The organism is Streptomyces sp. BRA346, from assembly GCF_052851135.1.
The window spans coordinates 1-9,274 of sequence record NZ_JAIWIH010000092.1; the positions used below are offsets into that span (position 1 = coordinate 1).

Annotated in this window: 1 protein-coding gene; it reads right to left on the reverse strand. The window is 70.0% G+C overall.

Translation table 11 applies throughout. The features are described 5' to 3' along the window. On the reverse strand, nt 1-9,274 hold a 9,274-nt coding region (locus tag LCH29_RS43235), incomplete at both ends, for an amino acid adenylation domain-containing protein (RefSeq protein ID WP_446467170.1).

The following is a 9,274-nucleotide window of genomic DNA, read 5'->3' on the forward strand; positions in this document are numbered from 1 at the left end:
CCGACGCGGACGTCGGGGCCGACGCCTACCGTCCGGAGGCGGTGGGCGACCTGGTTGGCCTTCGCGTTCAGTTCCCGGTAGGTGACCTGCGTATCGCCGTGCATCACCGCGATCGCGTCCGGAGCCACCTTCGCGTGTGTCTCGAACAGCTTGTGCACCCGCGCGGTCGGGTCGAACGGCGCCTCCGTGGCGTTGAAGCCTTCCACGACGAGTGCCCGCTCGGCTTCCGGCAGGATCTCCAGGTCGGAGACCGGTGTATCGGGCGCGGTGTTAAGGGCCTGGCCGATCTCCTGGATGGCGTTCAGGAGCAGCCCGCACACCCGCTCCGGGTCCAGCCGCTCGTCCACCTGGGCGGTGATCGAGAACCCCGTGCCTCCGTCGTCGACCGAGACCACGACCGGGTAGTTGGTGCGCTCCTCGCTGTGCAGCACCTCGAATCCGCCCAGCGCCGCTTCGGCCGCTGCCGGGTCCGCCGGGGTGTTGTGCCGGTAGTTGAAGAGGCTGGTGAACAGGGGCAATCCGGTCGGGACCTGGCTGCATCCCTGGGCGAGGACGAGCGGGGCGTGCTCGTGGCGCAGCACCTCGGCCAGCAACCGCTGCGTGCCCCGGACCGCGTCGAACACCCCGCCGACACCGGCATCGACCCGCACCGGCAAGGTGTTGACGAACATGCCCACTGCCCGGTCCGCGCCCGCCCCGGCCTGCATCCGGCCCAGAAGCACCGAGCCGAACACCACATCCGAGCGGCCGGTCAGCCGGGACAACACCAGACCCCACGCCAGATGGCACACGCTCGCGGGCGACACGCCCGCGCGGCGCGCCTGCTCCCGGACCGTCCGGGCCAGGGCGGCGTCCACGTCGACGCGTGCCTCCGCGATTCCGGTGCCGTCGCCGCGGACATCGTGGATGCCGTAGGGCGCGGTCGGCTCGTCGACGTCACCGAGCAGGCCGGTGAAGAACTCCTCGTGCTCCTCACGGCTGGTGCCCAGCACCGCTTGGGCCACCACGTTGCGGTACCGCACGGGCTCCGGCAACATATCGGCGCGATCCGCCAGCACCGCCCCGATTTCCTTCTGGAGGACATCCCAGGTCGCGTTGTCGCCGATCAGGTGGTGCATCAGCACCAGCAGCAGCCACCGGTCGTTCGGCTCGTCGTACGCCGTGACCAGCCGCAGCAGCGGCGCCCGGTTCAGGTCCAGCCGGTAGCGCCGGGGGTCGTACCGGTCCTGGAGCTGCGCAGCCGCGTCCGTCGCGCCGTCGACCGTCACTTCGTCAACCGGCAGCGCGGTGTGGCGCCAGACCACCTGGACGGGCTGCGGCAACCCCTCCCACACCACCGCCGTACGCAGGATGTCGTGCCGATCCACGACGGTCTGGAGCGCGGTCGTCAGCGCGGTCACGGCGTCACGGGAGGGGGCTGCGTACAGGCTCCGTCCGAGGTACGGATCCCCGTCGGCGCCCATGAGGTGGTGGAAGAAGATGCCTTCCTGGAGTGGGGCGAGGGGGTAGATGTCCTGGACGTTCCCGGCTCCGCCGGGGACCGTGGACACGACCTGGGCGATGTGCTCTTCGGACAGCTCGACCAGGGGCAGCATGGCGGGCGTGATGGCCTCGGCGTCGGCCGGGATGACGTTGGGCGGTATCTGTACTTCGGTGCCGCCTCCGGCCGCCACTGCGGTGGCGAGCCCGGCGACGGTCGGGGTGGTGAAGACGGCCCGTACGTCGCAGGACAGCCCGGCCGCGCGCATCCGCTCGACCAGGGAGACGGCGAGGAGGGAGTGGCCGCCGAGTTCGAAGAAGTCGTCGTCGCGGCCGACCCGCTCCACGCCCAGCAGGTCCGCCCAGATCGAGGCCAGCACCTCTTCCACGACACCGACGGGCGCCTGGTAGCCGCGGGTGACCACCGCGCCGCCGTCCGGCGTCGGCAGCTTGTCCCGGTCCACCTTGCCGTTCGGCGTCAGCGGCAGGGCGTCGAGTGCGACGAACGCCGACGGCACCATGTACGACGGCAGTGCCTGGCTCAGCGCGTCGCGCAGGGTCTCGACGTCGACGCTGGTGTCCGCCACGTAGTAGGCGTCGAGGCGGTCGCCGTGTGCGACGACGATGGCTTCACGGATGGTCTCGTGGTCGAGGAGTCGGGCTTCGATTTCGCCGAGTTCGATGCGGTAGCCGCGGACCTTGACCTGGAAGTCGTTGCGGCCGATGTATTCCAGTGTGCCGTCGGGCAGCCATCGGCCCAGGTCCCCGGTGCGGTACAGCCGGGATCCGTCCCCGGTCAGCCAGTCGGGTACGAAGCGTTCGGCGGTGAGGCCGGGGCGGCCGAGGTAGCCGCGGGCCACGCCGAGGCCGCCGATGAACAGCTCACCGACGACACCCACCGGCACCGGTCGGCCGTAGCCGTCCACCACGTAGAGGCGGGTGTTGTCGATCGGGCGGCCGATCGGGACGAGCGTCGGGTCGGGCTCGTCGCACGCGTGGTGTGTCACGTCGACAGTGGCCTCGGTGGGCCCGTACAGGTTGATCAGCCGCGGCCGCTCGGGACCGCCAAACGCCTGGTGGAACTTCCGCACCAGGTGCGGCGGAAGCGCCTCACCGCTGGCGAACACCTGACGCAACGAGGGGAGATCGGCCGCACCGACCGCGTCGAGGAACGCGCTGAGCATGGCCGGGACGAAGTGCATCGTCGTCACACCGGCCCGCTCGATCGTACCGGCGATGACGTCCGGGTCCTTCTCGCCGCCCGGCTCCAGCAGGCAGAGCGAGGCGCCTTCGGTCATCCACCAGAAGAACTCCCAGACGGAGACGTCGAAAGACATCGGGGTCTTCTGGAGGATCACATCGTCCTGGCCGATCGGATAGGCGCGCTGCATCCAGCCGATGCGGTTGACGACCGAGCGGTGCTCGACCACGACACCCTTCGGCGTGCCGGTGGACCCGGAGGTGTAGATGACGTACGCGGCATCCGCCCCGGTCGCCCCACCGGCCACGTCGGTCTCGGGCTGATCGGTGAAGTCGGTGGTGAGGTCGAGGCTGGGGATGCCGTCGGTGGCCAACGTGGTTCCGTCGGTCAGGACCACCGCGGGGCGGGCGTCGGCGAGCATGAACGCCAGCCGCTCGGCGGGGTACGACGGGTCCAGCGGCACGTAAGCGCCACCCGCCTTCAGCACGCCCAGGATCGCGGCGATCAGCGGCACCCCGCGGCGGGCGCAGATGCCCACCCGTACGTCGGGACCGACGCCCGCGGCCCGCAGCCGATGCGCGATGCGGTTCGCCGTCCGGTTCAGCTCCCCGTAGGACATCCGACCGCCGTCGTGAAGCAGCGCAACGGCGTCCGGGGCCGCCTGCGCCCGTGCCGCGAACAACTCGTGCACGCACACCCGGGTGTCGACCGGCGTCTCGGTGGCGTTGAAGCCCTCCACCAGCAGGGTCCGCTCCGCCGCGGGCAGCACCTCGAAGCCCGAGACCGGCGCCGTCGGGCGGGACGCCAGGGCCTGGGTGAGTTCGCGTACGGCCGCCACCATCAGCTCGCTGATCCGTTCCGGATCCAACCGGTCGTCCACCTGCGCCGAGATGGACAATCCGGCGTCACCGAGGTCGTTGACCGAGACCACGATCGGGTAGTTGGTGCGCTCCTCGCTGTGCAGTACCTCGAAGCCGGAGGCGGCAGCTTCGGGCGTGGCGGCCGGGTCCGCCGGGGCGTTGTGCCGGTAGTTGAGCAGGGTGGTGAACAGGGGCGAGCCCGGTGGGACCTGGCTGCATCCCTGGGCGAGGACGAGCGGGGCGTGTTCGTGGCGCAGCACTTCGGCCAGGAGCCCGTGCGTGCCCCGGACGGCGTCGAGCGCGCCCCGGGCGCCGACATCGACGCGTAGTGGGAGGGTGTTGATGAACAGCCCGAGGCCGCGTTCCGCACCGGCTCCGGCCTGCATGCGTCCGAAGAGCACGGTGCCGAACACGACGTCCGAGCGGCCGGTCAGCCGGGACAGCACCATGCTCCAGGCGAGGTGGAACACGCTCGCCGGGGACACCCCTGCCTGGCGGGCCTGCTCCCGGAGCACGGCTGCCACGTCCGGTTCGACAGCGACCTGTGCCTCCTGTGCCTCGGTGATTCCGGTGCCGTCGCCGCGGACGTCGTGGATGCCGTACGGCGCGGTCGGCTCGTCGATGTCGCCGAGCAGGTCGGTGAAGAACTCCTGGTGTTCCTGCTGGGACGTCCCGAGCACGGCCTGTGCCACGGCGTTGCGGTACGGCACCGGCTTCGGCAACCCGTCCGCACGGCCGTTGAGCACCGCCCCGATCTCCTCCTGCAACACCTCCAGCGTGGTGTGGTCGCCGATGAGGTGGTGCATCAGCACCAGCAGCAGCCACCGGTCGTTCGGCTCGTCGTACGCCCTGACGACGCGGAGGAGGGGCGCCCGGTTCAGGTCCAGCCGGTAGCGGCGCGGGTCGTGGTGCTTCAGGAGTTGGGTGGCCGCGTCGTCGTTGGCGTCGAGGGTCACTCCTTCGACCGGCAGGTCGGTGTGGCGCCAGACCACCTGTACGGGGTGGGGGAGACCTTCCCAGACGACGGCGGTGCGCAGGATGTCGTGCCGGTCCATCACCGTTTGCAACGCGGCCACGAACTGGTCGGCTTCGTCCCGGGTGTCGATCGGCAGGACGTAGGACACCAGGTACGGGTCGGTGTCGCCGCCCATGAGGTGGTGGAAGAAGATGCCTTCCTGGAGCGGGGCGAGGGGGTAGATGTCCTGCACGTTCCGGGCTCCGCCGGGGACGGTGGCCACGACCTGGGTGATGTGGTCTTCGGTCAGTTCGACCAGGGGCAGCATGTCGGGTGTGATGGCGTCGGCGTCGGCCGGGATGGCGTTCGGGGGCACCTGTACTTCGGTGCCGCCTCCGGCCGCGACCGCGGTGGCGAGTCCGGCGACGGTCGGGGTGGTGAAGACGGCGCGGACGTCGCAGGAGAGGCCTGCCTGCCGCATCTGCTCGACCAGGGAGACGGCGAGGAGGGAGTGGCCGCCGAGTTCGAAGAAGTTGTCGTCGCGGCCGACGCGTTCCACGCCGAGGAGGTCCGCCCAGATGGCGGCCAGCTTCTCTTCCACCAGGCCCACCGGGGCCTGGTAGCCGCGGGCCACGACGGCGTGGCCGTCCGGTGCCGGGAGTTTCTCGCGATCGACCTTGCCGTTGGGGGTGAGCGGTAGGGCGTCGAGTTGCACGAAGGCCGAGGGCACCATGTACGACGGCAGCACCTTGCCCAGTGCGTCGCGCAGGGTTCCGGCGTCGATGGTGGTGTCGGGGACGTAGTAGGCGTTGAGGCGGTCGTCGCGTGCGATGACGATGGCTTCGCGGATGGTGTCGTGGTCGAGGAGTCGGGCTTCGATTTCGCCGAGTTCGATGCGGTAGCCGCGGACCTTGACCTGGAAGTCGTTGCGGCCGACGTACTCCAGGGTGCCGGCGGGCAGCCAGCGGCCGAGGTCTCCGGTGCGGTAGAGGCGTGTGCCGTCTCCGGTGAGCCAGTTGGGTAGGAAGCGTTCGGCGGTCAGGGCGGGGCGGTTGAGGTAGCCGCGGGTTACGCCGCGGCCGCCGACCATCAGTTCACCGGTCACGCCTACCGGGGCGGGGCGGCCGTGGGTGTCGACCACGTACACCCGCAGGTCGGGGATGGGCTGGCCGATGAGGGATCCGCCCAGGCCACCGGCCATGTCGGGCTGGATGGGCTGCCAGGTCACATGGACGGTGGTTTCGGTGATCCCGTACATGTTCACCAACGTGGGTCCGCCACCTGCCGTGGCGTCGAACCAAGGCCGCAGCGTGGCTACCTCCAGTGCTTCTCCGCCGAAGATGACGAAGCGGAGCTGGTCTTCGGTGCCGGGAGCACGGAGGCGGGCGTCGGCGAGGCGGGTGAAGGCTCCCGGTGTCTGGCACAGCACGGTCACCCCGGCCGCACACACCAGCTGCCACAGCTCATCCGGTGCCCGGACCACATCGCTCGGGACGACGAGGAGTTGGCCGCCGTGGAGGAGGGCGCCCCAGATTTCCCATACGGAGAAGTCGAAGGCGTAGGAGTGGCACAGGGCCCAGACGTCGGAGGGCCCGAAGCCGAACCAGTCGTCCGTTGCGGTGAAGAGTCGGGCCACCTGGCGGTGCTCGACCAGCACGCCCTTCGGGGTTCCGGTCGAGCCTGACGTGTAGATCACGTAGGCCACGTCCGCGGGGGACACCGCCACGGGGACATCGCCCTTCGGAGCGTCCGTGAAGTCGGTGGTCAGGTCCCACACCGCGGTGTCCTCGGGGGCGGTGGTCTGGATCAGGGCTGCCGCATCGGCACCGTCGGTGAGCACCACGACCGGCTGGGAGTCGGTGAGCATGAACGCCACGCGCTCGGCGGGGTACGACGGGTCCAGCGGCACGTACGCGCCACCCGCCTTCAGCACACCCACGACCGCTGCCAGCAGCCCCACGCCGCGTTCCGCGCAGATCCCGACCCGCGCACCAGGGCTCACGCCCTCCGAGCGCAGCCGGTGGGCGATCCGGTTCGCCTGCTCGTTCAGCTCCCGATAGGTGACCCGCGTATCGCGGTGGGTGACCGCGACCGCATCCGGCGTTGCCGCGGCCTGTGCCTCGAAGGACTCGTGCAGGCAGAGCTTGGGATCGGCTGACGTATCGGTGGCGTTGAAGCCGTCGACCAGCAGCGCGCGCTCCGCCGCAGGCAGCACGTCCACAGCCGCCAGCGGCACCGATCGATCACCGGCCAGGATGTCGGTCAGCTCCCGCAACGCGGTCGTGAGCATCCCGCAGATGCCGTCCGGGTCGAGCCGGTCGTCGACCTGGGCCGTGATGGCGAGACCGGCGTTGTCGACACCGCCGTCGTTGATCGACACCACGATCGGGTAGTTGGTGCGCTCGTAGCTGTGCAGCACCTCGATCCGTTCACCCAGCCCGTCCGGGGCGTCGTCGGCGGATTCCGGGGTGTGGCGGTAGTTGAGCAGCGTGGTGAACAGCGGCAGGCCCGCCGGGACCTGGCTGCATCCCTGGGCGAGGACGAGCGGGGCGTGCTCGTGGCGCAGCACCTCGGCGAGCAGCCCATGGGTGTCCCGGACCGCGCCGAGCGCATCCCGGGCATCGACATCGACGCGTACCGGCAGGGTGTTGATGAACAGCCCGAGGCCGCGTTCCGCACCGGCGCCGGCGTGCATGCGTCCGAAGAGCACCGTGCCGAACACGACGTCCGAGCGGCCGGTGAGCCGCGACAGCACCATGCTCCACGCCAGGTGGCACATGCTCGCGGGAGAGACGCCCGCTCGGCGCGCCTGCTCCCGGATCGTCCGGGCCAGAGCAGCGTCCACGTCGACGCGCGCTTCGGCGATGCCGGTGCCGTCGCCGCGGACGTCCAGGACTCCGTACGGCGCGGTCGGCTCGTCCACCTCGCCCAGCAGGCCGGTGAAGAACTTCTCGTGTTCTTCACGGCTGGTGCCCAGCACGGCCTGGGCCACCACGTTGCGGTAGGGCACGGGCTCCGGGAGCGCATCGGCCCGGCCGTCGAGGTGGGCGGTCACTTCGGAGACCAGCGCCGCGACGGACGTGTTGTCGTCGATGATGTGATGCCGCAGGACCATCATGAGCCACTGTTGCCGCGTCGCGTCGAACCCGACGACGATCCGCATCAGCGGTGCCGCGTCGAGGTCCATGCCGTACGAGCGCTCCTGGAGCTGCTCGGAGGCGTCCCTCCCCGCGTCGAAGGACACTTCCTCGACCTGAAGGTCCGCGTGCCGCCACACGACCTGCACGGGCTGCGGCAGTCCTTCCCAGGCCACCGACGTCCGCAGGATGTCGTGCCGGTTCACCACCGCTTGCAGGGCCGTCACGAAGCGGTCCACGTCGTCGCGGGTGTCCACGGCGAACAGGACGGAGATCAGATAGGGGTCGGTCTCCGTTCGCATCAGGTGGTGGAAGAAGATGCCTTCCTGGAGCGGCCCGAGCGGATAGATGTCCTGCACGTTCCCGGCTCCGCCGGGGACGGTGGCCACGACCTGGGTGATGTGCTCTGCGGTCAGCTTGACCAGGGGCAGCATGTCGGACGTGATGGCCTCGGCTTCGGCCGGGATGGCGTTGGGCGGCACCTGGATTTCGGTGCCGCCTCCGGATGCGACTGCGGTGGCGAGTCCGGTGATGGTGGGGGTGGTGAAGACGGCGCGGATGTCGCAGGTGAGTCCGGCTTCGCGCATGCGCTCGACGAGGGAGACGGCGAGGAGGGAGTGGCCGCCGAGTTCGAAGAAGTTGTCGTTGCGGCCGACGCGTTCCACGCCGAGGAGATCCGCCCAGATGGCGGCCAGCTCCTCTTCCACGACACCGATGGGCGGTTGATAGCCGCGGGCCACGACGGCGTGGCCGTCGGGGGTGGGCAGTTTGTCGCGGTCGACCTTGCCATTGGGGGTGAGTGGCAGTGCGTCGAGTGCCACGAATGCCGAGGGCACCATGTAGGAGGGGAGGGCTTCGCTGAGCGCGTCGCGCAGCGTCTCGACCTCGATGGTGGTGTCGGGGACGTAGTAGGCGTCGAGGCGGTCGTCACGTGCGATGACGATGGCTTCGCGGATGGTGTCGTGTTCGAGGAGTCGGGCTTCGATTTCGCCGAGTTCGATGCGGTAGCCGCGGACCTTGACCTGGAAGTCGTTGCGGCCGACGAATTCGATCGTGCCGTCCGGCAGCCAGCGGCCCAGGTCCCCGGTGCGGTACAGCCGGGACCCATCCCCGGTCAGCCAGTCCGGTACGAACCGCTCGGCGGTGAGGCCTGGGCGGCCCAGGTAGCAGCGGGCGACGCCGAGGCCGCCGATGAACAGCTCACCGGTCACGCCTACCGGCACCGGACGTCCGTAGCCGTCGACCAAGTAGATGCGGGTGTTCCCGATGGGCTTGCCGATAGGAACGCTGCGTCCGGTGTCCACGGTCTCGATGAGGTGGGTGGCGGCGAAGGTGGTGGTTTCGGTCGGTCCGTAGCCGTTGAGCAGGTGCTGCGGGCCGCCGATGGTCGCGGCGATGGCGCTGGGGTCCAGGACGTCGCCGCCGACGACCAGGTAGCGCAGTTGGCTGAGTACGTCTGTGAGGGCGGTGTGGGTTCGGTTGAACAGGCCGACGGTCATCCACAGCATGGACACCGACTGAGTCCGGAGCACTGTGGCGAATTGTTGCGGGTCGAGGACGTCGTCCTGGTCGATGACCACGACCGTGCCGCCGTTGGCCAGCGGGCCCCAGATTTCCCAGGTGGCCGCGTCGAAGGAGGGGT